Origin of the sequence: Clostridium muellerianum (assembly GCF_012926525.1) — a bacterium.
GTDB lineage: Bacteria > Bacillota > Clostridia > Clostridiales > Clostridiaceae > Clostridium_AM > Clostridium_AM muellerianum.
Window position 1 is genome coordinate 75,759 of record NZ_JABBNI010000067.1, and the last position, 23,732, is coordinate 99,490.

Here is a 23,732-nt window from a genome sequence, read left to right on the forward strand (position 1 = left end):
GAAATAGCATGAAGAATATTTTGGTTGCAGATGATAATGAAGAAATAAGGGAGATAGTTCGTGTTTTATTAGAAAGTGAAGGTTATAATATAATAGAAGCTGTGGATGGCGAAGATGCTGTAGTTAAAGTTAACGAAAATATAGACTTAATCATACTTGATATAATGATGCCTGTAAAATCTGGATTTAAAGCATGTATAGAAATTCGTGAAAAAACAAGTGCACCCATTTTACTTTTAACTGCCAAAACACAAGATTCAGATAAATGTATGGGATTTTCTTCAGGATGTGATGACTATCTATCTAAACCATTTTCCTATACAGAACTTGTTTCAAGAGTTAAGGCATTACTTAGAAGGTACTATGTATATAAAGGAAAAGAAAAGGTTAGCTCAAATGAAGGCATAAATATAGAAGGATTAACTATAAATACAACCTCGAATGAAGTATCAATAGATAATGAAGAAGTTATACTTACTGAAACTGAATATGAAATATTATTACTTATGGCTCAGCATAGAAAAAAGGTATTTTCAGCACAAAATTTATATGAAAGCATTTGGAAAGAACCATATTTTTATTCTTGTAATAATACGATTATGGTACATATAAGAAATCTAAGGAGAAAATTAGAAAAGGATCCACAAAACCCTAGATATATAAAAACAGTATGGGGAAAGGGGTATAGGATTGAATAAGAAGTTTTTATGTACAAAATTAGAATTTAAGTTAATTTTAAGCATAATATTCTCGTTTACAATAGCTTGTATAATCTTCATTTTATTAGAAACTATAGGGGAAAGTATGCTAGACAGTCACTTCGGTAAAAATTCTTTTATGAATAACCAAAAAAATCAAGCTATATCCGATTTTTCAAAATACGTATCGGATAATAATTTAAAAATAAGCGATCATGATAAAATAACTCAATGGGTTCGTAAAGAGAAATATGTGAGTCTTTATATCTACAAGGACAAGCAGTTGGTTTACAATTCTGATATAAATGATGCAACTATCTACTATGGGAAACCTGAGGAAAATCCATTTATGTCTGGTGGTTCGCTTTATGAGGTTAAATTTGCTGACACAGATGCAAAAATGTATATGGAGTGCTTTTTTCAATATAAATATTATTACATTGTAAGTATCTTTGATGGTGTAATTGCTTTTTTATGCTTTATAGTGATTATGTTGGTTCTAATAAAAAGAAAGACTACATACATAGGAACACTTGAGAATGAATTAAAGATATTAGAAGGTGGTAACTTAAGTCATGAAATTACCATTAGTGGAAGAGATGAACTTGCTTCTTTAGCTCAAGGCATTAATGAGATGAGAAAATCATTTATTGAACGATTAGATAGTGAAAATAAAGCTCATTTAGCTAATAGCGAGTTGATTACTGCAATGTCACATGATTTAAGAACACCTCTTACCGCATTGGTAGGATATTTAGATATAATAGAATACAAAAAGTATAAGACAGATGAAAATTTAAAGCAGTATATTCACAATAGCAGGGAAAAAGCATATCAAATTAAATATCTTTCAGATAAATTATTTGAATATTTTATAGTGTTTAATACTAATGGTGATGATCTGGAAGTAGAAACCTTTGATGGAAATGAACTTTTAGAACAGTTGATGGAGGAACAAATTTTTATATTAGAAGACAATGGATTTAACTTTCAAATAGATTCATGTAATACAACTTTCCGTATAGAAGTAAATTTGATTTCAATACGCAGAGTTTTTGATAATATTTTTTCTAATATTATTAAATATGCAGATAAAGTGGTGCCAATTAAAGTTGAATATTACATACAAGATCAGATAGTAAACATTTGTGTTGAGAACAAAGTAAGTAATAATTTAAAAGCAGTAAGCAGCACAGGAATAGGCTTAAAAACATGTAAAAAAATTATGGAAAGACATAACGGACAAATTGTTGCTACAAAACAAAATAATATCTTTTCTGTGCAAATTAGGCTGCCTATAAAGCTGTAAAGTTGATAGCAGACATTATCAGCTGTAGCTTGACTTATAATTAATAAGGGGAGGACAACTGTAAATGAAACGAATATTGATTATTGAGGATGATTTATCCTTAGCGAATGGCATAGCGCTTGCCTTAAAGGATATGGTTTGTTAATGCTTGCAGGAGGTCATTGTGAAGCCTTGGTTTAACTTACTACTTAAAGGATTTACTGCATTTAACACATTCATTTTAGGTTTATTATAAAAGATTAATAAGAAGTGAATTAATTAAAATCTTTAGTGTTATCGGCATTTATAGATAAGTATAAAGAATAGAGTTTACTGTAGTAAGTATCAGTAAACTCTATTTTTTAAAAATAATTTAAGTATATATTTATCTTGCAGAACGAGCTATTTTTATACACTTACCATCATCGCTTTTTAAAAGTAATAAATTTTTATTTTGACCTGGGAAGTATTCCCATCTATTATCTAGATCCCAAATACATCTACTAAGAAGTTCTGCATCTTCTTTATTGTTAATTATCCCGGTACTTAGTAAAAAGTTAACAGTATAATCTGGATACTGTGCAGAACTTGGTTTAGTACGAACATGATTTCTTATTTTTACAGCATCATCATAAGTTAAAATTCCATAAAGAGAATAGCTTCTAGTATCACCAGTATCTGCAATTATCATATTAAACATACCATCTCCTGCTTGTAAAATTGCAGCACTGTAGAAATTGTCTTCAGGAAATGCTTTTTCCTTATATTCAGTTGCCAAACTATATAAACTGAAGGAAATATTATTTGCAATGCTTCTACTTAAACCATTTTTAACTAAAGTATCTCGTATACCATCAACTGTAGGGCAATTATTTGTGGCAACAAAATATTGACTTAGACCAATTAACATAGCCCCATTCAAAGAGGTGTAATAATTAAATTTTTGATTTAATATTATTGATTTTGTAGAAGTTTTTGATGCAGTAATATTATCTACCGATTTAGCTTGTACATTAGTTAAAGCTAAACTAGAAGATAATACTAATCCACATATAACAGAAGATAATATTTTAACATTTTTTTTCATAACATCAATCCTCTCTTGTATAATATTTTGAAATTTTGCAATTATACTAATAATTTACATATAATATAACGTTTATTTATTTAATTGTCAAAAAAGAAAAATATTTACTATTTGGAAATAGAATATATAAGTCTATAATCCATCGATATTGTATAAATCTGAATTTTAATAATCTCAAATTTTTAAGTGAAGAAGAATTGTCTGAGGGCTATTAGTGTTCTTGAGATAAAATTTGATGGAAAATTTTAATCTTGATATGCACAATATTATGAATTTTCAATTAAGGGATGCGTATTTTTAGTGTAGAGTGTTTAACTTTTAACAAAAATAGATTTTTATAAGAAATGTTTTAAATATATTATGAGAATAAGATATAATAAAGTTATAAAAAGTATTCTTTTGCACAATATTTAAATGATTTAACCTATGTATTAAAAGGTGTACATAAGTTAACTTACTATGAAAAAGGTGAATATATAAAATTATGAAATGGCAAAAAGTAAGAAATATATACATAAATAAATGGATATTATTTGAGAATATAGAGCCATATTTAAAGGATGGAAAAAGAATTATTGAAGAGCTTTCTGTGGTTAATTTCCAAAGATGTGGAAAAACCTAAAGATAGATGATATGAAGATAATTAACCAAGGGAGGATAATTGTAAGTGAAACGAATATTGATTATTGAGGATGATTTATCCTTAGCTAATGGCATAGCGCTTGCCTTAAAGGACAGTGAATTTACCTTTGTACAAGCACAGGATCTTCATTTTGCATGGCAAGAGATCGAAAACACGACCTTTGATCTTATCATTTTGGACATCAATCTACCAGATGGGAATGGACTGGATTTTTTGAAAGAGTTACGCAGGCACTCTGCTGTTCCGGTGATAATTCTTACCGCCAATGATCTGGAAACAGATGTAGTCACAGGCCTTGAACTAGGAGCAGACGATTATATAACAAAGCCCTTCAGCTTGATGATATTGAGGGCAAGAGTGGGCGCAAGGCTTCGAAGTGCTGCACCTAGCGTTGAGGATACAATATTGATTAATGGATTTCAATTCTCCTTTGCAAAAATGGAGTTTTTTAAAAACGGCATTTCCATTGAATTAAGCAAAACTGAACAAAAGTTGCTACGTATTTTGCTTGAAAATAGGGGGCATACCCTGACAAGAGCACAATTGGTGGATGGCATATGGACGGACGGTGCCGTATATGTAGACGAAAATGCCCTCTCAGTTACAGTTAAGCGTTTGCGTGATAAATTGGAGGATACCCCTTCTTCGCCTGTATATATTAAAACAGTGTACGGTATTGGATATACTTGGGCGGTGGTGTGATGGACAAGCAGTTTTTAATAATTGGAGTTATCTTAGTAATTTCAATTGTCACCGTAATTTCCATCATCCTTCTATATCGTAGAAGAATGCGACGAATTATGGATTCTCTGACTGTTATGTTAGATAGTGCTATAGATGGTGATTTTATGGAAAGCACTTTTGACGAATCTGTTCTGTCTGCTATAGAAGCAAAAATGGCTCGTTTTTTATTCTCCTGTGCCGTGTCTTCTAAAAATCTGGCTGCAGAAAAGGAAAGTATCCAGCGTCTAATCTCAGACATCTCTCATCAAACTAAAACGCCTGTTGCAAACATTCTGCTTTATTCACAGATTCTTTCAGAGCATAAACTGACGGGGGACAGTGCCGTATGTGTAAAAGCACTATCTGATCAGGCTGAAAAGCTGGAATTTTTAATGGTGGCCCTTGTGAAAGCTTCACGTTTGGAAAGCGGGATTATTGCTATCAATCCACAAAGAAAGAATATGAGAGAGTTGCTTCATGCTGTTATTACTCAAATTCGGCCCAAAGCAGAAGAAAAAGAGATTACCATTGATACTGAATTGAATGATGGATCAGCTTATTACGATGCTAAATGGACAGTTGAAGCGGTGTATAATGTTCTTGATAATGCAGTTAAATATTCCCCTAGACAAAGCACCATCAAAATTTGTGCTATACCTTATGATTTGTTTTTTAGGATTGATGTCACAGATCAAGGTATTGGTATAGCTGAGGATGAGCAGGAAAAAATATTCACACGTTTTTATCGTTCTGTAAAGGTCAGTGGATATGAGGGCGTGGGGCTTGGTTTATTTCTGGCACGGGAAATTATATCTAGCGGAGGAGGGTATATCAAGGTCTCTAAAGCAAAGGAACAAGGTTCCACCTTTTCAATTTTCCTCTCCCACTGAGAAAAGATAAATAGAGTTCTTAACATTAGATGGAGTTTGTCTGTGATCACTGGACAATGATTGTCTGTTAAATGTATTTAGGCATTTAACCTCTATGTGATGCTTAGAAATGGGATAAATCTTTCAAAACTGATAGATTTCAGAAAGAATGTGGAAAGAATGTTTTGTTATTCTGTTTGCATAACAAAAGAATTTGATACAGATTTTTGGGAGGACACTATGATGACCATATTAAAAACAACAAACTTAAAAAAATATTACGGCAGCGGTGAAATGGCTGTCCATGCACTGGATGGTGTGAGCCTTTCAGTAGAAAATGGGGAATTTGTCGCAGTAATCGGAACATCGGGCAGTGGAAAATCCACGCTTCTTCATATGCTAGGCGGCCTTGATTGTCCAACTAGCGGAACTGTGATGGTAGATAGTAAGGAAATTTTCAAGTTGAAAGAGGAAGAACTGACAATTTTTCGCCGCCGCAAAATTGGTTTTGTATTTCAGAGTTTTAACCTTGTGCCTATGCTGAATGTTTATGAAAACATTGTTCTGCCTATAGAGTTAGATGGTAATAAGCCGGACAAAAGCTATGTAAACCAGATTATCCAGACGCTGGGACTTGAAAGCAAATTGCAAAACCTTCCAAACCAGCTTTCTGGTGGACAGCAGCAGCGAGTTGCCATCGCCAGGGCATTAGCAACAAAACCGGCTATCGTACTGGCTGATGAGCCCACGGGTAATCTGGATAGCAGGACCAGTCAGGATGTGATAGGGCTTTTAAAAGTGACAGGAAAAAAATTCAATCAGACCATTGTCATGATTACTCATAATGAGGAACTTGCACAGCTTGCAGACCGTATTATTCGCATTGAGGATGGAAAAATATTAGGTGGTGATGCAATATGATTCGAGTGAGAAATAGAAAGATAATCCGCAAATTGGCAGTTAAGAACTTTCATGATGCCAAAATACGCAATATCATTGCTGTGTTTGCAATTGCACTGACCACACTTTTATTTACCAGCCTATTTACAATGGGATCTGGCATGATGAAAAGTATGCAGTTTGCTGATATGATTATATCTGGAGGTGACGGACAAGCCAACGTAAATTGTATGACAGAATCAGAGTATCGTACTATAAGCAGCCATTCTCTGATAAAGGAAATAGCCTATTGTCGCAAACTTGCTGACAGCGTGGATAATGCCCTCCTTATGAAGTGGCATACAGAGTTTTGGTATTATGATGATCTTGGTTTGAAATATGCGTTTGTTGAGCCCACAAGTGGTCATAAGCCACAAGCAGAAAACGAGATAATTACTGATACCAAGACACTAGACATGCTTGGTATTCCACAAAAACTGGGCACTCATATAAAATTAGACTTCACGGTCCACAATAAAAAAGTTACACGTGATTTCGTGCTTGCTGGTTGGTGGAAAAGTTACCCAGGTGTGCAGATTGGGACGATTATTGCATCTAAGGCTTATGTTAATGCTCATTTGAATGAATTGAAAAGTACCTATCGTGAGGATCAGAAAAAAACTGGAACTATCACTGGAATTATAAAATTTGCAGACACAAAAAACATAGAAGAAGACCTGAAGAAGGTAGTTACAGACAGCGGATTTTCTATGGATTTAAATGCACAGAACTATATAAATACAGGAATTAATCCTCGATATTTGTCAAAAAGTACAACAATGGGGATTGCTACTATAGTTGCGCTGTCCTGTGCATTACTGCTATTTGTATTTACAGGATATCTTATTATTTATAACATCTTTCAGATTTCAGTATTGCGTGATATGCACTTTTATGGACTTTTAAAAACTATCGGTACCACAAGACGGCAGCTTTATGCTATCATCCTGCGGCAGGCATTGATGCTTTCGGTGATTGGTATTCCATTAGGGCTTTGTGGCGGCTTTTTTGTGGGCATGGCACTGCTGCCGACGCTGATGGCGCGATCAAGTTTTAAGGGGAATGCGGTGATTGTATCTCCTAATCCTTTTATCTTTGTTGTGGCTGCCGCATTTGCATTAATTACTGTGTTTATCAGTACTCGAAAGCCAGCAAAAATGGCGGCAAAGGTATCACCTATTGAAGCAGTTCGCTATACCGATGCCAATTTGAGCAGTAGTAAGAAAAGAAAGAAAAAAGCTCAAAATGGAACTCCACAAAAAAGAATGGCATGGAACAATTTTGGACGAAATAAGAAACGTACAGTGCTGGTGATTCTAAGCCTTTCGCTGAGCATAGTGCTTACCAATACGGTTTTCAACTTTTCACAGAGTGTTGATCCAGAGAATGCTCTAAAAAATGATAATGCTTCGGATTTTCGTATCGGTCATGCTGATCTATTTTTTCAGTACAAAGTCAATAAAGAAAGTGCGCTCAGTGAGAGTTTTATCAGCGCTGTAAAAAAGCAGGATGGGTTTAAAGCAGGTGGTCGCCAATACGGTTGTAAAGCTACATACACAAGCAAAACCACCAAGCAAACATCCAACCGAAAACAGGACGGTTCATTTTCCACACAGATATATGGTATGGATGAATTCCCATTTTCTCGTCTGAAATTAGTGGATGGTAAAATGGATACAAAGAAACTTGCAACAGAGAAGTACATTCTAGAGGGTGTCTGGGTAGATTCCCGCGGTCATATGGATATGAGCAGTATGAATCATAGTATTGGAGATAAAGTCCAATTGAATTATAACGGTAATATCTATGAGGTAACTGTACTTGGTCATGTCATAGCAAATGAGGCAAATACTTATGATTGGGTTTCTTCCTGCTTCTTTCTTCCGGGGGATGTTTATAAAAAAATTACTGGCAATACCTATGCCATGAGCTATGTTTTTGATACTGCGCAAAACAAAGAAAATGACATGGAGCACTTTCTAAAACAGTATACCAATAGTGTTGAGCCAGCAATGAGCTATAAATCAAAATTAACTACCTTAGCAGGTGTTATGGATATTAAGAATACCGTTGTATCCATTGGCGGTACCATTGCATTCATTATTGGAATCATTGGTATTTTGAATTTTATCAATACCATTTTAACCAGTATCACAATTCGTCAAAGAGAACTGGCCATATTGCAAAGTATCGGTATGACTAGAAAGCAGCTTCTGGCAATGCTATGCCGGGAGGGATGCTATTATGGCGCATTTACTGCGGTAATTTCCGTTTTGTTAAGTTTTGGAAGTTCACTTCTTATTGTGCGCCCAATATGTGGTAAGATTTGGTTTTTGAATTTCAAATTTAATTTTTGGCCACTTATAATCATCTTCCCACTATTATTTTTGCTAGGTTCTTTGGTTCCATATGTTGTTTATCGCTTTACAGGTAGACAAAGTGTTGTAGAACGTCTAAGGATTGATTGGTTATAAAAATTGAATAAAGGATTTTAATACAGCCAGTTGAAGTGATTTTGTCATTTTAACTGGCTATTTTTCAACTAAATTTATCAAATATATTTTAGTACTTCTAGAATATAAACATAAACTTTAAGAAAAAATAAGTTTACAAAACATAAATGGTTTAGGAAGGATTATCAAGTGATTCTTAGACTCAGGTGGAGTTTGCTTGTGAGGAATACCTCTTACCTGAGCAAAAGCTCGTAAAATGCCATTTAGGCATTTTACCCATCTGAGTCTTAGAAGAACTTATCCAGGTGCGTAAAGTAGCTATCCACCACTTAAAGAAGATGGGGGTATTAGCAATGGTAGCGATGGGATAGATGAAACCAGAGAAAGGAGATGATAATATATTTATACCTAAAAGAATTATATTTGAAAAGGATTCGTTAGATTATGAAATGGGCAAGAGTATTTTTTCCAAGTTTAAAGATAATGATAATGTTGAGATAATAAAAATGACCTCTAATAGACTAAAACAACATATTCCAGGAAATGATTTATTCACTCAATATAGAGAAGGTAAGAGGACTTTAGTAGTTGGAATTAAAAAGACTTTAAAGTTTCAATCTTGTAAACCATCGGCACACTATCAGCTTCCTTTGGTATCAGGGTGTATGGGACAATGTGAATACTGCTATTTAAATACCCAATTAGGAGATAAGCCTTTTGTAAAAGTACATGCTAATATAGATGATATTCTTAATCAAGCTCAGAAATATATTAATGAAAGATTACCAAATATAACTGTATTTGAAGGAGCGGCTACATCTGACCCTATACCTGTAGAATATTGTACACATTCATTACAGAAATCTGTAGACTTTTTTGGAAAAAACCCAAATGCTAGATTTAGATTTGTAACAAAATATAATGATATAGAATCATTACTTAATTTAGAACACAATGGTCACACAGAAGTAAGATTTAGTATTAATACTTCTTTTGTGATAAATAAATATGAACATTTTACAGCTTCCAAGGGTAAAAGAATAGAAGCAGCTATAAAGGTAGCTCAGTCAGGGTATCCTGTTGGATTTCTAATTGCCCCAGTATTTATTTATCCTAGTTGGAAAGAACACTATCATGATTTATTAGTAGAGTTAAGTAGTAAGCTGCCTGATGATTTAAAATTCCCAGTAACTTTTGAAGTAATATCCCATAGGTATACAACAATAGCTAAAAATAGAATACTTGAGATATTTCCTGAAAATGAATTGCCTATGAATGATGAAGAACGTAAGTTCAAATATGGGCAATTTGGATATGGTAAGTATGTATATGAAAAAGAAAGTATAAGCGAAATAAAAGAATTTTTTACGAAAGAGATAGAAGGATTATTTAACAATAAAAAAGTTTTGTATATTATATAGGTATTTTACTTTCAAGGACTTCACTGAGATAATTGACATATACATTTAAAAAATTGCTGCATAAAACATTAGAATTTATAAATTAAAAATGACTATTTCAAATCTAATTAATTAGCTTTGAAATAGTCATTTGATAATTACTAATTATTAATCAATATAGTTGAATGGTAATTAAATAGCTTAGCTAAGAAGTTTAGTAGGTTCCTTTTTATTTAATCCACTTGCATACCAAGCGGCAATTAAAAGTAATATCCATACAACTCCAACTATAGCTGGGATTCTTGTGTCTGCTCCCATACACATGGAAATAAATACACCAATTAAGAATATCATAGTGATAATGCCTGAAGCTGGATAAAGTATTGTTTTAAATTTTAACTTATCAACTTGTTCAGGTGTAAGGCTTTGTCTGAATTTAATCTGAGTATAAACAATCATGAACCAAGCAAATATACCTGCAAATGTTCCTACACTTGTAACATAAGTAAATGCTTTACCAGGAGCAATATAATTTAGAATAACTCCCACTAACATAAAGGCTACTGAAACAAGTATTCCGTTTTTAGGAACATTAGTTGAACTAAGCTTTCCAAGGGACTTAGGTGCCTGACCTTGCAATGCCAAATTATATACCATACGTCCAGTTGTGAATATACCTGAGTTACATGATGATGCTGCTGCTGTAAGTACAACGAAGTTTATTATACCAGCTGCTGCAGCTATACCTAGTTTGGAGAAGGTAAGAACGAATGGACTTCCTGTTGTTCCTATACTATTCCAAGGATAAAGTGACATTATAACAAACAATGCACCAATATAGAATACCATTACTCGCCAGAAAACACTGTTTATAGCTGATGGTATTACTTTTTCAGGATTTTTTGCTTCTCCAGCTGTAACACCAATAAGTTCAACTCCTACGAAAGCAAAGGAAACCATAGTCAAGGTTGATATAGGTCCCATAATTCCTTTAGGGAAGAAACCACCATGGGCAGTCAAATTTGAAATACCAATAGGTACTCCTTTATTTCCAAGTCCAAATACTATCATAGCTAAACCTACTGCAATCATAACAATTATTGTAACAACTTTTATAAGTGCAAACCAGAATTCGATTTCTCCGAATGCTTTTGCTGCAGTTAAGTTTACAGCAGTAAGTGCACAAACAGCAACAAGTGCTGATACCCACTGTGGTACGTTTGGAAACCAAAAGTTAATGTAAATACCAACTGCAGTAACTTCTGCCATACAGGTTACAACCCACATTATCCAGTATGTCCAACCTGTTAAGTATCCTGCAAGAGGACTTACGTAATCGTTTGCATATGCACTGAATGAACCTGCAACTGGATGTTCAACAGCCATTTCTCCAAGAGCACGCATAATAAAAAATATAATTATTCCTGCAACGGCATAAGTAGCCAATATAGCGGGGCCTGCAGCCTTGATAGCTGTTGCTGATCCTAGGAACAAACCAACTCCAATAGCTCCACCAATTGCCATCATTTTAATGTGTCTTTCTTCAAGACCACGTTCTAGGTTTTCGCCTGTATGAGTTTCAACTTTATTACTCATTTTACTTACCCCTTTCTTATAAGAAAAATTAGATACTTGTAAAACCTTAAATCTCATTAGGATTGTAGAGTTTTTAGGATATATCAAAAAGGATTTCTTTCACCTACCACTGAATATGAATTATCATACTTAAAAATATATATTGTGAAGTATCCTTAATGAGTGGATTTAATTTGTGCTAAAATAAATAACTTTAATTTTTCAGAATATTAAAATTGAAATTAATTATTTGACTTTTTACTTTTTTAGTTTACAATTATTCAATTTATATAATATTCTTTCTTTATTTTATATAATCATTTCAATGTTGTCAATAATCATATAAATAACAAATAAAGTATCATTTTCTATATAACTATATCGAAATATATATGTTTTTATTGCTATACACATGTTTTTCTTCACGATATAGACTTTTTTTACTTAATTTTAATTAATTTAATTTAAAATTTTATTACAATTAATTGAGAATTATTTTTAGGATTTTATAGCTAACTATGGAAAAGTTGATTTTTATATTATGATTAATGCTATAAAATAAAAAAATGAAATCAAATTAATTAAATAAGCAAATATGTTTCTACTGTTTATCTTGCACAGAGGTTTTTACATTATACAATTATTTATTTATTTTTATATATAGATATTAAAATATTGTTTTCAAAAATGATTAGAAACATCCCAAAATTCAAACTTGAATAATGAAATAATTCAGTAAATTATTTAATTCTTATAGTCAGTTGAATCGTTAAAAAGGTCTGCAAGACCTCTGAAAGTTATTAATAAATTGATAATAATTTGTTTTGCTAAAAATTTAATAGAAAGTTAATTGGAATAAATATTAATTTGACTTACTTATACAAATATATTAAAATAGACTAGAATTAAATAGAATAGCAAAGACAGTTCATTTGTACCATCCTGTCTATAAACAAAACTAGGGCCAAGCTACCGAGTAAGGTAGTTTTTTGTTTATGGGGCAGTTAAGCCCTTTTTTAGTACCCTTTTTTGCTAAATGATGGTAAGTAATCTATAAATTATTGGTTTATATTAAGCAACGGTCAAATTAAATATTAATTTAAAAATCATTAGTAAGGAGAGGCTAATTGTGAAAAAGATAGGTTTAACTACTACAGTACCAATAGAAGTACTTTTAGCTGCGGGATATACCCCTGTGGACTTGAATAATATATTTGTGATTTCAAAAGACTATACAAAATATATAGATATTGCAGAAAAAGATGGTTTTCCAAGAAGTTTATGTACATGGATTAAGGGAATATATGGAGCATGTCTACATAATAATATTAAAGAAATCGTAGGGGTTTTAGAAGGAGACTGTTCTAATACAAAGGCACTTATAGAAGTATTAAAATCAAAAGGTATTAAGGTATATCCTTTTTCTTTTCCACACAGTCATAAAAAAGAAGATGTAAAAGAAGCAATAAAAAGATTTATGGATATTTTTCAGGTTGATATAGAGAGTGTGGAGAAGGTTAGAAAAAGGCTGAACGAAGTCAGAGGTTTAGCAAGAACTATAGATGAATTAACATATAAGCATAATAAAATAAATGGGTTTGAAAATCACTTGTATCAAGTAAGCTGTAGTGATTTTAATTCTAATATTGACGGGTTTGAAAATGAACTTAAGAAGGTAATTTTAGATGTAAAAGATAGAAAACCCATCCATAAAAAAATTAGATTAGGATATATAGGGGTTCCTCCTATGACAACAGATATATATGAATTTGTAGAAAAATTTAATGCGCATTTTGTATATAACGAAGTTCAAAGAGAATTTGCATTTCCAAGAGGAGATAAAGCGCTAGATATATATGAGCAGTATTATGATTATACTTATCCTTATGATGTAAACTTTAGAATTTTAGAATTAAAAAAGCAAATTAAAGAAAGAAAATTAGATGGAATAATTCATTATACACAAGCTTTTTGTTATAGAGCTGTTGAACACATAGTTTTAAAGGAAGAGCTTAATATTCCAATACTAAATGTTGAAGGAGATAAATTAAATCAATTAGATGCTAGAACTAAACTTAGAATAGAAGCCTTTCTTGATATGCTGTTAGACTTAAGTCATCTTCAAAAAAATAATAGGTCTACCTGCTAGTCTATTTTGTGTCATGCGATGTCGGCAGAACCCTTAGATAGGTTCAACTATCTGCGGAACCTGCCTCCTTGTCTGCGCAAAATATCCGTCACATTTGGACTAATTATTTTATTTCAGATGCCTAAAGGAGGAAAAAGTGTGAGAATTCTTGGAATAGATCTTGGAAGTAGGGAAGTAAAGATTACATTAATGGAAGAAAGCAAATTAATAGAAAACAAAAAAATAAGCACTATGTGCTTTTATAGGGATTATTGCAGCTATGATGGGAGAATTATAGTAGATTTAAATAAGCTGAATATAGGAAAAGTAGATAGAGCAGTGTCTACAGGATATGGTAGAAATAATATTAATCTTAACACATTTACACCAATAAATGAAATTAAAGCTCATGTTTATGGTGCATTTTATCAAACAGCATTGAAGGATTTCATATTGCTGGATGTAGGTGGACAGGATGTTAAGGTAGTTAAAGTTGAAAAGGGAATAACTACAGATTTAGAACTTAATGAAAAATGTGCTGCTTCTTGTGGAAGATACTTAGAAAATATGGCAAATGTACTGGAAATACCTATTAATAATATGAGCAAATATTATAAAAATCCAGTGGAGCTAAATGCAACCTGTGCAGTATTTTCAGAATCAGAGTTGATTGGAAAAATAGCAGAAGGTATAAGTATGGACAGATTATGTGCAGGTGTAAATTATTCTTTATATAAAAGACTTCAACCCCTTTTAGCTAAATTTAAGGGTAAAAAATTAGTTTTAACTGGTGGGGTCGCCAATAATGAGTCTATAAGGCATTATTTAAAAAATGATTATGAAGAAATAATATGCGCTAAGGAGCCTCAGTTTAATGGAGCTATAGGATGCTGTTATTATGGAAGTGAATTTTTGAAATAAAGTTTGGAGGAATTTAATTGTATATTTTAAAAGTGGAACTAAGCTTTGACAGTGCACATTTTCTTGCTGGATATAAAGGAAAGTGTAGTAATATACATGGACACAGATGGAGAGTTGAGATTGAAGTTCAGTCGGAAAATTTGATAGATAGTGGGCAAATGGATGGAATGGTAGTAGACTTTGGAGATTTAAAAAGTGATTTTAAAGAAATGTTAGATTTTTATGACCATGCATTAATTATACAAAAGGGAACTATGAGAGAAGAAACTTTAAAGTGTTTGATTCAAGATGAATTTAAAATAATTCATCTAGAATTTAGACCAACAGCAGAAAATTTAGCTAGATTCTTTTTTGATACTATGAAAGAAAAAGGATACAACATGAAAAGAGCAGTAGTATATGAGACTCCTAGCAATTGTGCGGTTTATGAGTAGATGAGGTGAAAACATGAGATTTAAAGTAGTTGAAAAATTTATAAGCATCAATGGAGAAGGACCTATGTCAGGTCAATTGGCTGTTTTTATAAGATTTGCAGGTTGTAATTTAAGATGTAGTTATTGTGATACTCTCTGGGCTAATGAAAAAGACGTACCTTATGAAATATTTAATGCTAAAGAAATATATGAATACATAAAAAGCACAGGCATAAAAAATGTAACATTAACTGGTGGAGAGCCTTTAATGCAGCAAGATATTATGGAATTATTAAAATTACTTTGTGAAGATAAAAATTTATATGTGGAAATAGAAACTAATGGTAGTATAGCTGTAGATAAATTTTTGAAAGTGGAAAATCCACCTAGTTTAACCATGGATTATAAGCTTCCATCAAGTAACATGGAAAGTAATATGAATATGGATAATTTAAAATATTTAACAAAGAGTGATACAGTTAAGTTTGTAGCAGGAAGTATTGAAGATTTAGAAAAAGTTAAAAATATAATATATATTCATAAATTAGTAGAAAAAACTAAAGTGTATATTAGTCCTGTATTTGGTAAAATCGCTATGGATAAAATTGTTCAATTTATGCTGGATAATAAAATGAATGGAGTCAATCTACAAATGCAGCTTCATAAAATTATATGGGATCCAGATAAAAGAGGAGTTTAGGAGGAATTTGTATGAATAAAGAAAAAGCAGTAGTTGTATTTAGTGGTGGACAGGATAGTACAACTTGTTTATTTTGGGCTAAGAAGAAGTTTAAAGATGTTATAGCAGTATCTTTTGATTATAATCAAAAGCATAAATTAGAATTGGAATGTGCAAAAAGTATTTGTAAAAAATATAATGTGGAGCATCATATTTTAGATTTAAATTTATTAAATCAATTAGCGCCAAACTCTTTAACTAGACAGGATATAAAGGTAGATAAAGAAGCTCCAAGTGGTGGAATTCCTAATTCATTTGTAGATGGAAGAAATATGTTGTTTTTAACCTTTGTAGCTGTATTTGCAAAACAAAGAGATATAAACAATATTATAACAGGAGTCTCTCAAAGTGATTTTAGTGGATATCCAGATTGCAGAGATGTATTTATAAAATCTTTAAATGTAACTTTAAATTTGGCTATGGATTATCAGTTTGATATTTATACTCCGTTAATGTGGATTAATAAGGCTGAAACATGGGAAATGGCTTATAATTTAGGTGTACTTGATATAGTGAAAAATGAAACATTAACTTGCTATAATGGAATTAAAGGTAATGGCTGTGGAGAATGTCCAGCCTGTAGGTTAAGAAAAAATGGTTATTTAGAATTTAAAAAAGCATTTAATCTGTAAAAGGATTAGATGCTTTTTTAAATTTCTCACAACATAAATTTGCTTGTTTTAAGGGAGTAGTATAGGCAAAGTGAAGAAGTGAATTTGTTATTAATATTTTGATATATTTGGAGGAATATAAGATGTTTCCAAATAAATAGCAAAAGAAACCAGGACTTCAAACAGATTATTGTATTGATGCTACTATAAAATGTGGATTTGAACATGGATTTAATATTGTAGTTCCAGCGCATGCAAATACAACAGTTAATAATAAATTTATGTCAGCAGAACAAAGCTATCAATATTACAATGAATTTATGTGGAATGGCAGATATGCAGAATGTATTTCATTGGATGAAACAATTAAAAGAATGAAATAGCTAAACTCCAATTTGAGAGGTGAAAATATGAAGGTTTTAGGAATCAATGGTAGTTCAAGAAAAGATGGAAATACAGCATTGATAATGAAGATTGTTTTTGAGGAATTAGAAAAAGAAGGAATTGAAACAGAAATGGTTCAGTTTTCTAGAAAACTGAACCATGTAAAGGTTGCTTTGCCTGTAAAGGAAAAAAAGAAATGAATGTTTTTATGAAAGAATACATAGTAGGTTAGAACTTATAGAAAAGTTAGAGGATGATAAAGAAATAGAAAAAACAAAATGAGATTATGTAATTGGTATAAAAAAGTATTTAATCCTGAAGGGATTAGATACTTTTTTTATATGCCAAATTTATGGCTTAATCATACATACAAATCAAGAAATTCAGTTTATAGGTGGAATATTCCAAGAATTATTAAAGAAGTGGGGTACTGTGCATAGTGAAAGTAGAAAAGGCAATCCAACTTTTTGCATTGTAATATATTAGAGCTTTTAGAGAGGAAATGAATTGCTACGAATAACTAAAAGCGTACAACTATTTATATAGATATACGCTTGATATTAACATTCTTATTGACTAGTGCATAATAATAGTTTATTATATATTAATACATATAATTTAATTATAGCACAACATTAAGCAAGTGTCAATAGATATTACAAAAATAATTTTAAGTGAAAAATTATTTTTGTACAGTTCAAAGTACATAAGGTACAATTTATTATTGTAATTTGAGGGAGGGAAACAATAAGTGAAAATTGAAAATGGAATTTATATGCTTGAAATACCGACTAATATAATGGAAATGCCAATTGACATTAATCTAACAGTTATTTGGGATAAGGATTCACTGGTTCTCATTGATACAGGATGTCCAGGTCAGTTACAGCAGATTCGTGAAGCATTTGAGAAAGAAGGGATACCATTTAGTAAACTGAATATGGTAATTCTAACCCATCAGGATATTGATCATATTGGAAGTATTTCTGGCATTTTGGAAGAACTGCCTGGTAGGGTTAAGGTTCTTGCTCATGAGGAAGAAAAAGCATATATAAACGGTGAGAAAAAGCCTGTTAAACTTGCTGAACTTGAAGAAAGATTGGAGTATTTACCTGATAATATAAAAATAGTATACCAAAAGCTAAAAGCAGGTTTTGAGCTCAGTAGAGTCAATGTAGATAAAACATTGATTGATGGGGAAGAACTACCGCACTTTGGAGGAATAACTGTTATCCACACACCAGGTCATACACCAGGACATATTTGCATATACATTAAAAAGTGGAAGATACTAATTGCTGGAGATATCCTTAGCGTCAAAGAAGGTTCGCTTGTTAGAGCAGACCAAGATATTAATTATGATAACGAATTAAATATGAAGTCCATGGAAAAATTGATGCAATATGATATTGAAACAGTAATTTGTTATCATGGCGGTATCTATAAGGATGATGTTAATAAACGTATATCAGAATTGGCAAACAACTTATCAAGTGATTCTTAGACTTTTGTTCCAATTTTAAAGCAGAGGATATACACTATTTACTTTGCGGATATGATGAACATTATCAAAATTTACTTTTTAATATTTATGAGATTGTACTGTGTGCGGCTATAGGATGTGTTCTTGCAGGTACAGACATAGGAAGATTAGAAATACCACCTACTACAATATCACTTTTTAATCGTTTGTTTGCAAGAAAAAACAAAAAGGAAATTTTAGCCATCTTTCTAGAAGCAGCTGACGAGCTAAAGCAAACTATCTTATTATCAGATAACTTGGAAGAATATATAAAAAACAGTTTGCCTTTGATTGCTGTGTTGATAGAAAATGCTGCACCTTTAAAGAAGTATACATCTCAATATGCTATTGACATTACAGAAGCAAGAGACAATGAGAAAATGCTATATGATTGTTTACAGAGTTATGTTGCTTCACTTCCAGCCCAGAAACAGTTGTGGATGGATAAAGCAGTTGAAGCATTGTACGATAGTTCAATTGCGCAAGAGTAAAATTATAGAGGAGTAATAGTAATTATGAAGCATAAGTATTCAGAGAAAAGAGCATCTAGTTATTAAAATATATCCTAAAAGGTAGAAAATAAAAAGAAAGTGTAATTTGCACTTTCTTATTTTTTTAGTAGTAGTAAAGTATTCGTATCAATAGATTAAAATTAATTTTGCCCAGTTTATGGTATTTATATATGCATAAGCCATAACAGTGCCTTACTAAATCTTTGAGGAACTTCAGTGAAATGACCTCCATTATTCCATTCTAGTATTATACTTTCTGAGGACATAAGCTGTTTTGACAATATAGAAAAAGTCTTTTGAGTACAATTTGAAACTTTGGCCATACGTTGATTTCGACTATGGTCTTCACTCTTGCCAAGAGAAAGATATACCTTTACAGCAGTATTTATAGGAGAATTATAACTTATGAATTCAATCCAGTCATCATACCATAATGAACCAGATAAACTTCCTACTTTTCCAAAGATTCCAAACTGGTAAAGGCTGTATAAAGTTGCAAGTCCACCTAAAGAATAGCCAATTAGTACAGTGTTTTTAGGTTCAGTTTTTGTTTTATAGTGTGCATCTATAAAAGGCTTGATAACCTTAGTAAGGACACTTAGATATTCATATGCACATCCACTAAAGTCTTCACTATTTTTTCCTACAGCTGGTGCAGGCCATGGAGAAAAATCATGATTCCAATTTTTTGACTGGATACTTATAAGTATAAAAGCACTACAGTCTGCATCAAAATGAGATTCTATAGAATCTATTATTTCTTCTATATTATTATCTCCATTCATATATACAACAGGATAATTAACATTAAGTATATTATAATTAGGTGGAAGATATAGTGAACAATGATGCTCATTGATATTTAAACTTTGTATAGTTCCGTTCATACCTTAACTCCTTAGAATATTTAAATTGATAATTATTACTTTACAGTAAATTATGGAGAAGTACAAATTTTTATTAATTGCAATGTATATGTCTGTACAATATCTGCAATTAGCAAATTGTTTTTTACTTTATGTAGATGGGTTTTGTTATTTTATACATCATAACCATAATTTAAAGGAAATTTAGTTTTTTTGTAGAAATATATATAATTAAATATTGGGCATATTTAGAGCAACGGATATGATGTAGGTAATGTCTATAAATAAAAGTTGGTAGTAGATGTACTATAAATATTTAATTTGCAGTTGAGGTAGATAATAATGAAATTAAGAAATGAGTATACTTGTCCTTTAGAATTAACCCATGATATTATTCGTGGAAAATGGAAACCGATTATATTATGGCAACTCGGAAAAGGAACTTCTTCTTTAGTATATTTACAAGAAAGCATAGAAGGAATTGGACAAAAAATGTTACTTCAACATTTGAGTGAATTGCAGGATTTTGACATGGTTCAAAAGAAGCAATTTGATGGATATCCATTGAAAGTAGAGTATTCGTTAACTGAAAGAGGAAAACAAATGTTAGATGTTGTAATTGCTATGCAGAAAATTGGAATTGAGCTTATGAAAGAGGATGGCAAAAAAGATTTCTTGAAAGAAAAGGGATTACTTTGAATCTATGCATACAAAAAAGTGTGTAATATACAACCGGATATGTTCCTGTTAAAATAAAAGAAAATATAAGCAGGAGGTATTTTTAATAATGAGAAATCCAGAACAAACAATTGGTAATCTGATTGATAAAAGTAATCTGACAATTATTAGTTATACAGATAATGAGGGATTCCCTATCAGTAAGGCAATGTTATCTCCACGGCAGCGTGAAGGAATTAAAACATTTTGGTTTTCAACAAACACATCATCAAATAAAGTGAAATATTTTCGAGAAAATCCTAAAGCAAGTATATACTTTGTTAATAAACGTTTTTTTCGAGGGGTAAGCCTTGTTGGAATGATAGAAATCCTTGAAACACCAGAAGCAAAAGAAAAATTATGGCAGGATGGTGATACTATGTACTATAAACAAGGTGTGACTGACTCGGATTATTGTGTGTTAAAATTTACAGCAAAAAAGGGACGCTATTATAGCAATTTTAAGTCTGAAGATTTTGATATCTGAACAAACTCCAATTTAAAGTTGAGTATTATAAGTAGTAATTTGTAAAGGAGATTAATTGTGAAAAAATTAAAGGGTGGTTATAAAATTACTGTAAATGAGGAGAAGAAGCTTATTTTTACTTTCTCAAGAAATACTGTTTATGTAACTGATATGGAAAATTATAAATTTTTATATAAATACAAAACTATCAGCCACATAAGTAGTGTTGCTGTAAATGTATGTGCAGACCGTTTCGCTGTTAAAAATACAAGTGGAAAAATTGCAGTGTTTTCTTTTCCTAAGGGGGAACTTTTAGGAGAAAGTGAAATGGAATATGAAGAAGGTGAGGAAATTTACTTTATGGAGGATGGGAAAAATATCCTCGATACTGATTGGAATGGTAAGATAATGATGTTAAATACTGATACTTTTGAACATAAAGTGTTGTATGATTTTGAAAATAAACCTATCAATCAAGGAAGACGTGTGGATTTGTATTTTGATAAATATGAAAAGAAAGTTATTGCAACTGAGCTGTTAACCAAAAGGGTATATAGTGCCAATCTATCAGAACAACTTGTTTTTAGAGAACTGGAAGTCGATTCTGTGGTTAAGTTTAGTCAGATATGTGAGTTAGTTATTTGTTCAACTTGTTATTTACAATATGGTGTGATACCTAAGGATGGTTACTATATGGTTGTACTTGATAAGAATTTTAGGATGAAGAGTAAGAAAAAATATGATGGAATAAAAATGATGAGGTTATCTGAAAATGAAAAATATATGTTCATAAAAGTTTCTGATGAGATTGATGAATTTAAATTAAAAGATAAAGGTTTATTATACAATTGTGAGACAGAGGAGTTAATAAAAGAATATGAGATGGATTATATATCAGATGTAGAATTTGTAGGTAATAATAAAGAAATAATTATTGCCACTTGGCAAGGAACTGTTATGGATAAATTAGAATCATCAATATAAATTTAAATTTAGCAGCAAATTCCAATTAGTCCCATTGAATAAAACTAGAATAATGATAAGTTTAGTTAAATTATTAAAGTGGTGGTATGGTTTGAAAAGATCTATAATACTTATATAATATCTAGAGTTAGAAAGGAAGTGTATATTATGCCTGTATCACCAAAAAGAAGCATAATGCTGAATATTATTATCGGGATATATTTTATAATTTCTTTAGTAATAGGATTTAGCGCAATTTTATTTGGTTTAAAAAATGCAATGAGTATAGATCTTGTTGAGAATATTGTTGTAATTACTTTATTGCTTATCTTTTTGATTTTGGCTATCCGTTGGAAAAAAATCGGTGTTTACGGAGTAGTAGCAGCTCATTTCATATTTATCATATCCTGTATCTTTGAATCTAGAAGCAGTATCCTAACAGGAGTCGGATTACTTTATTTTATTTTTTACATCATTACATTAATCATACCTGTATTATTCTTTATTTATTGCAGAAAACAGTGGGAAAACTTTAAATAAGATATAATTTGTTAAAAGCTCAAGTCTCACTAAATTTGAGACTTGAGCTTTTGTTGTCCAACACTTCTTTCTTCAACATAACGATACAAGTCATATCTGAATAAGAGAGAATCAAAGCCAGTTATTGTGGATATATTTTTTTCATTAATTTTTGTTACAAGTACGTGATGAACGAATCTAGTAGTCCAGTTATTTTTCTTCTTAAGTTTCAGTGCTTGAGATATTGGAATAGTTTTGAAACAGTATCTAACACAGAAAAGATCTAGAGCTACACAATCTAAGGATGCCCAAATACAGCCTTCTGGAACTCTAGCAGAAACTTCATCATAATTGTTATGACTAATATTTATTATATTTATAGCATCAATTACATGAAGCATAAACACATTCTGGTTCTGCACTGCTCTAATAACGTCTGTCTCAGTTCCTTATAATCCAGCTGTCTTTGTAGCGAGGTATTTACCATTATTATATTTGGTGGGTAAATGAGTATGATCATCCATCTTTAAAACCTATGGTGAATAGGGCAATTTTGCCTTTAATATGGGATCTGTTGTATTAGGGCATGCATACTTCCATGTGGTGTCATTTTTATCTTTTCCTATGGCACATTGTGAAGGGTAATTTCCTTAAAGTTTACTCCATTAGGAACTTCTACAGTTCTTCCTCTTTGGTTAGTTATGTTAAAAAATCTTTGCCACATTATTGTGGCATTAATACTTTAAATGAGTTGGAGAAAAATATGATAGTATAGCATTACAGAACAGAAGATATAAAAAAATATCAAATGAAGAGGGAGAACTTTATTATGAAAAAATTAATTGAAATTGATTTGGTAGATCTAAATCTTAAGGCTAAAAATAAGAATGAAGCTATAGTAGCTTTGGCTGAACATTTAGAGAAGGCTGATAGACTAAATGATAAAGAAGAATATGTAAAGTGTGTTCTTGCAAGAGAAGAGCTATCTACTACAGGAATAGGTTTTGGAGTAGCTATTCCCCATGGAAAAACGGATGCTGTAAAGGTACCAAGCTTATGTTTTGGAAGATGTACGGAAAAATTAGACTGGCAGTCCTTAGATGAAAATTCTGTAGAATCAATATTTTTAATTGCAGTACCAGAAGAAGCTGCAAAGGATGAGCATTTAAGGATATTAGCAGCTTTAGCAAGAAAACTTATGAGTGAAGAATTTAGAGAAGAACTTTCTAGAATTCAGGATAAGGAACAAATTATAAAATTACTAGATGAACTTTTAAATAATTAATAAAAATTAGG

The 23,732-nt window shown here is 31.4% G+C and carries 24 protein-coding genes and 2 pseudogenes; 22 read left to right on the top strand and 4 right to left on the bottom strand.

Annotated features, from left to right (window positions below; genetic code table 11):
• The first annotated feature begins 8 nt into the window (after positions 1-8).
• On the top strand, positions 9-698 hold the full coding sequence (locus HBE96_RS25235; RefSeq protein WP_169300474.1) for a response regulator transcription factor: 690 nt from the start codon (positions 9-11) through the stop codon (positions 696-698).
• Positions 691-2,007 (top strand): sensor histidine kinase, encoded by a 1,317-nt coding sequence (locus tag HBE96_RS25240; protein WP_169300475.1) that lies wholly within the window; start codon positions 691-693, stop codon positions 2,005-2,007. The genes HBE96_RS25235 and HBE96_RS25240 overlap by 8 nt, the downstream gene beginning before the upstream one ends.
• Positions 2,008-2,371: 364 nt before the next feature.
• On the opposite strand, the gene HBE96_RS25245 is transcribed toward HBE96_RS25240, so the two are convergent.
• Positions 2,372-3,073 (bottom strand): hypothetical protein, encoded by a 702-nt coding sequence (locus HBE96_RS25245; RefSeq protein WP_169300476.1) that lies wholly within the window; start codon positions 3,071-3,073, stop codon positions 2,372-2,374.
• Between the two features lie 484 nt (positions 3,074-3,557).
• Here HBE96_RS25245 and HBE96_RS25250 point away from each other — a divergent pair, with 484 nt between their 5' ends.
• The 6 genes from HBE96_RS25250 to splB all read left to right on the top strand — a co-directional run bounded on the left by HBE96_RS25250 (position 3,558) and on the right by splB (position 10,121).
• Positions 3,558-3,695 (top strand): hypothetical protein, encoded by a 138-nt coding sequence (locus tag HBE96_RS25250; protein WP_169300477.1) that lies wholly within the window; start codon positions 3,558-3,560, stop codon positions 3,693-3,695.
• 45 nt (positions 3,696-3,740) lie between these two features.
• On the top strand, positions 3,741-4,418 hold the full coding sequence (locus HBE96_RS25255; RefSeq protein WP_169300478.1) for a response regulator: 678 nt from the start codon (positions 3,741-3,743) through the stop codon (positions 4,416-4,418).
• On the top strand, positions 4,418-5,329 hold the full coding sequence (locus HBE96_RS25260) for a sensor histidine kinase (protein WP_169300479.1): 912 nt from the start codon (positions 4,418-4,420) through the stop codon (positions 5,327-5,329). The genes HBE96_RS25255 and HBE96_RS25260 overlap by 1 nt, the downstream gene beginning before the upstream one ends.
• A gap of 222 nt (positions 5,330-5,551) precedes the next feature.
• Positions 5,552-6,229 (top strand): ABC transporter ATP-binding protein, encoded by a 678-nt coding sequence (locus tag HBE96_RS25265; RefSeq protein ID WP_169300612.1) that lies wholly within the window; start codon positions 5,552-5,554, stop codon positions 6,227-6,229.
• Positions 6,226-8,721, top strand: coding sequence for an ABC transporter permease (locus HBE96_RS25270; RefSeq protein ID WP_169300480.1), 2,496 nt, complete (start codon positions 6,226-6,228; stop codon positions 8,719-8,721). Before HBE96_RS25265 ends, HBE96_RS25270 begins: the two co-directional genes overlap by 4 nt.
• Before the next feature lie 377 nt (positions 8,722-9,098).
• Complete coding sequence (splB, locus tag HBE96_RS25275; protein ID WP_169300613.1) at positions 9,099-10,121, top strand: spore photoproduct lyase; 1,023 nt, start codon at positions 9,099-9,101, stop codon at positions 10,119-10,121.
• Between the two features lie 180 nt (positions 10,122-10,301).
• Here splB and HBE96_RS25280 read toward each other — a convergent pair whose 3' ends face one another.
• Positions 10,302-11,696, bottom strand: a complete 1,395-nt coding sequence (locus tag HBE96_RS25280) for an amino acid permease (protein ID WP_169300481.1) — start codon at positions 11,694-11,696, stop codon at positions 10,302-10,304.
• 1,108 nt (positions 11,697-12,804) lie between these two features.
• Here HBE96_RS25280 and HBE96_RS25285 point away from each other — a divergent pair.
• The 9 genes and pseudogenes from HBE96_RS25285 to HBE96_RS25325 all read left to right on the top strand — a co-directional run.
• Positions 12,805-13,824 (top strand): 2-hydroxyacyl-CoA dehydratase, encoded by a 1,020-nt coding sequence (locus HBE96_RS25285; RefSeq protein WP_169300482.1) that lies wholly within the window; start codon positions 12,805-12,807, stop codon positions 13,822-13,824.
• A gap of 138 nt (positions 13,825-13,962) precedes the next feature.
• Positions 13,963-14,724 carry an acyl-CoA dehydratase activase gene (locus HBE96_RS25290; protein ID WP_169300483.1) on the top strand — a complete coding sequence of 254 codons (762 nt, stop codon included), beginning with the start codon at positions 13,963-13,965 and terminating at the stop codon, positions 14,722-14,724.
• Positions 14,725-14,741: 17 nt separating this feature from the next.
• Positions 14,742-15,158, top strand: a complete 417-nt coding sequence (queD, locus tag HBE96_RS25295; protein ID WP_169300484.1) for a 6-carboxytetrahydropterin synthase QueD — start codon at positions 14,742-14,744, stop codon at positions 15,156-15,158.
• Between the two features lie 13 nt (positions 15,159-15,171).
• Positions 15,172-15,837 (top strand): putative 7-carboxy-7-deazaguanine synthase QueE, encoded by a 666-nt coding sequence (gene queE / locus HBE96_RS25300; RefSeq protein ID WP_169300485.1) that lies wholly within the window; start codon positions 15,172-15,174, stop codon positions 15,835-15,837.
• 11 nt (positions 15,838-15,848) lie between these two features.
• Positions 15,849-16,508, top strand: coding sequence for a 7-cyano-7-deazaguanine synthase QueC (gene queC, locus HBE96_RS25305; protein WP_169300486.1), 660 nt, complete (start codon positions 15,849-15,851; stop codon positions 16,506-16,508).
• Between the two features lie 152 nt (positions 16,509-16,660).
• Positions 16,661-16,870 (top strand): annotated as a pseudogene (locus HBE96_RS25310) (cysteine hydrolase); the annotation flags it as partial.
• 27 nt (positions 16,871-16,897) lie between these two features.
• Positions 16,898-17,071 (top strand): NAD(P)H-dependent oxidoreductase, encoded by a 174-nt coding sequence (locus HBE96_RS25315; RefSeq protein ID WP_169300487.1) that lies wholly within the window; start codon positions 16,898-16,900, stop codon positions 17,069-17,071.
• Between the two features lie 551 nt (positions 17,072-17,622).
• Entirely contained in the window at positions 17,623-18,375 is a 753-nt protein-coding gene (locus tag HBE96_RS25320; RefSeq protein ID WP_169300488.1) for an MBL fold metallo-hydrolase, read from the top strand.
• 11 nt (positions 18,376-18,386) lie between these two features.
• Positions 18,387-18,884, top strand: a pseudogene (locus tag HBE96_RS25325) (DUF6179 domain-containing protein); the annotation flags it as partial.
• Between the two features lie 185 nt (positions 18,885-19,069).
• Here the strand turns inward: HBE96_RS25325 and HBE96_RS25330 are convergent.
• Positions 19,070-19,792, bottom strand: coding sequence for an alpha/beta hydrolase (locus HBE96_RS25330; RefSeq protein ID WP_169300490.1), 723 nt, complete (start codon positions 19,790-19,792; stop codon positions 19,070-19,072).
• 321 nt (positions 19,793-20,113) lie between these two features.
• On the opposite strand from HBE96_RS25330, the gene HBE96_RS25335 reads away from it, so the two are divergent.
• The 4 genes from HBE96_RS25335 (at position 20,114) to HBE96_RS25350 (ending at position 22,457) form a co-directional block, all read left to right on the top strand.
• Complete coding sequence (locus HBE96_RS25335) at positions 20,114-20,470, top strand: winged helix-turn-helix transcriptional regulator (RefSeq protein WP_169300491.1); 357 nt, start codon at positions 20,114-20,116, stop codon at positions 20,468-20,470.
• An 88-nt stretch (positions 20,471-20,558) separates the two neighbouring features.
• On the top strand, positions 20,559-20,975 hold the full coding sequence (locus HBE96_RS25340) for a pyridoxamine 5'-phosphate oxidase family protein (RefSeq protein ID WP_169300492.1): 417 nt from the start codon (positions 20,559-20,561) through the stop codon (positions 20,973-20,975).
• Positions 20,976-21,032: 57 nt separating this feature from the next.
• Complete coding sequence (locus HBE96_RS25345; protein ID WP_169300493.1) at positions 21,033-21,938, top strand: hypothetical protein; 906 nt, start codon at positions 21,033-21,035, stop codon at positions 21,936-21,938.
• A 147-nt stretch (positions 21,939-22,085) separates the two neighbouring features.
• On the top strand, positions 22,086-22,457 hold the full coding sequence (locus HBE96_RS25350) for a hypothetical protein (protein ID WP_169300494.1): 372 nt from the start codon (positions 22,086-22,088) through the stop codon (positions 22,455-22,457).
• 29 nt (positions 22,458-22,486) lie between these two features.
• On the opposite strand, the gene HBE96_RS25355 is transcribed toward HBE96_RS25350, so the two are convergent.
• Positions 22,487-22,837: a hypothetical protein gene (locus tag HBE96_RS25355; RefSeq protein ID WP_169300495.1), complete on the bottom strand. Its 351-nt coding sequence runs from the start codon at positions 22,835-22,837 to the stop codon at positions 22,487-22,489.
• A 428-nt stretch (positions 22,838-23,265) separates the two neighbouring features.
• On the opposite strand from HBE96_RS25355, the gene HBE96_RS25360 reads away from it, so the two are divergent.
• On the top strand, positions 23,266-23,721 hold the full coding sequence (locus tag HBE96_RS25360; protein WP_169300496.1) for a PTS sugar transporter subunit IIA: 456 nt from the start codon (positions 23,266-23,268) through the stop codon (positions 23,719-23,721).
• Positions 23,722-23,732 lie beyond the last annotated feature (11 nt).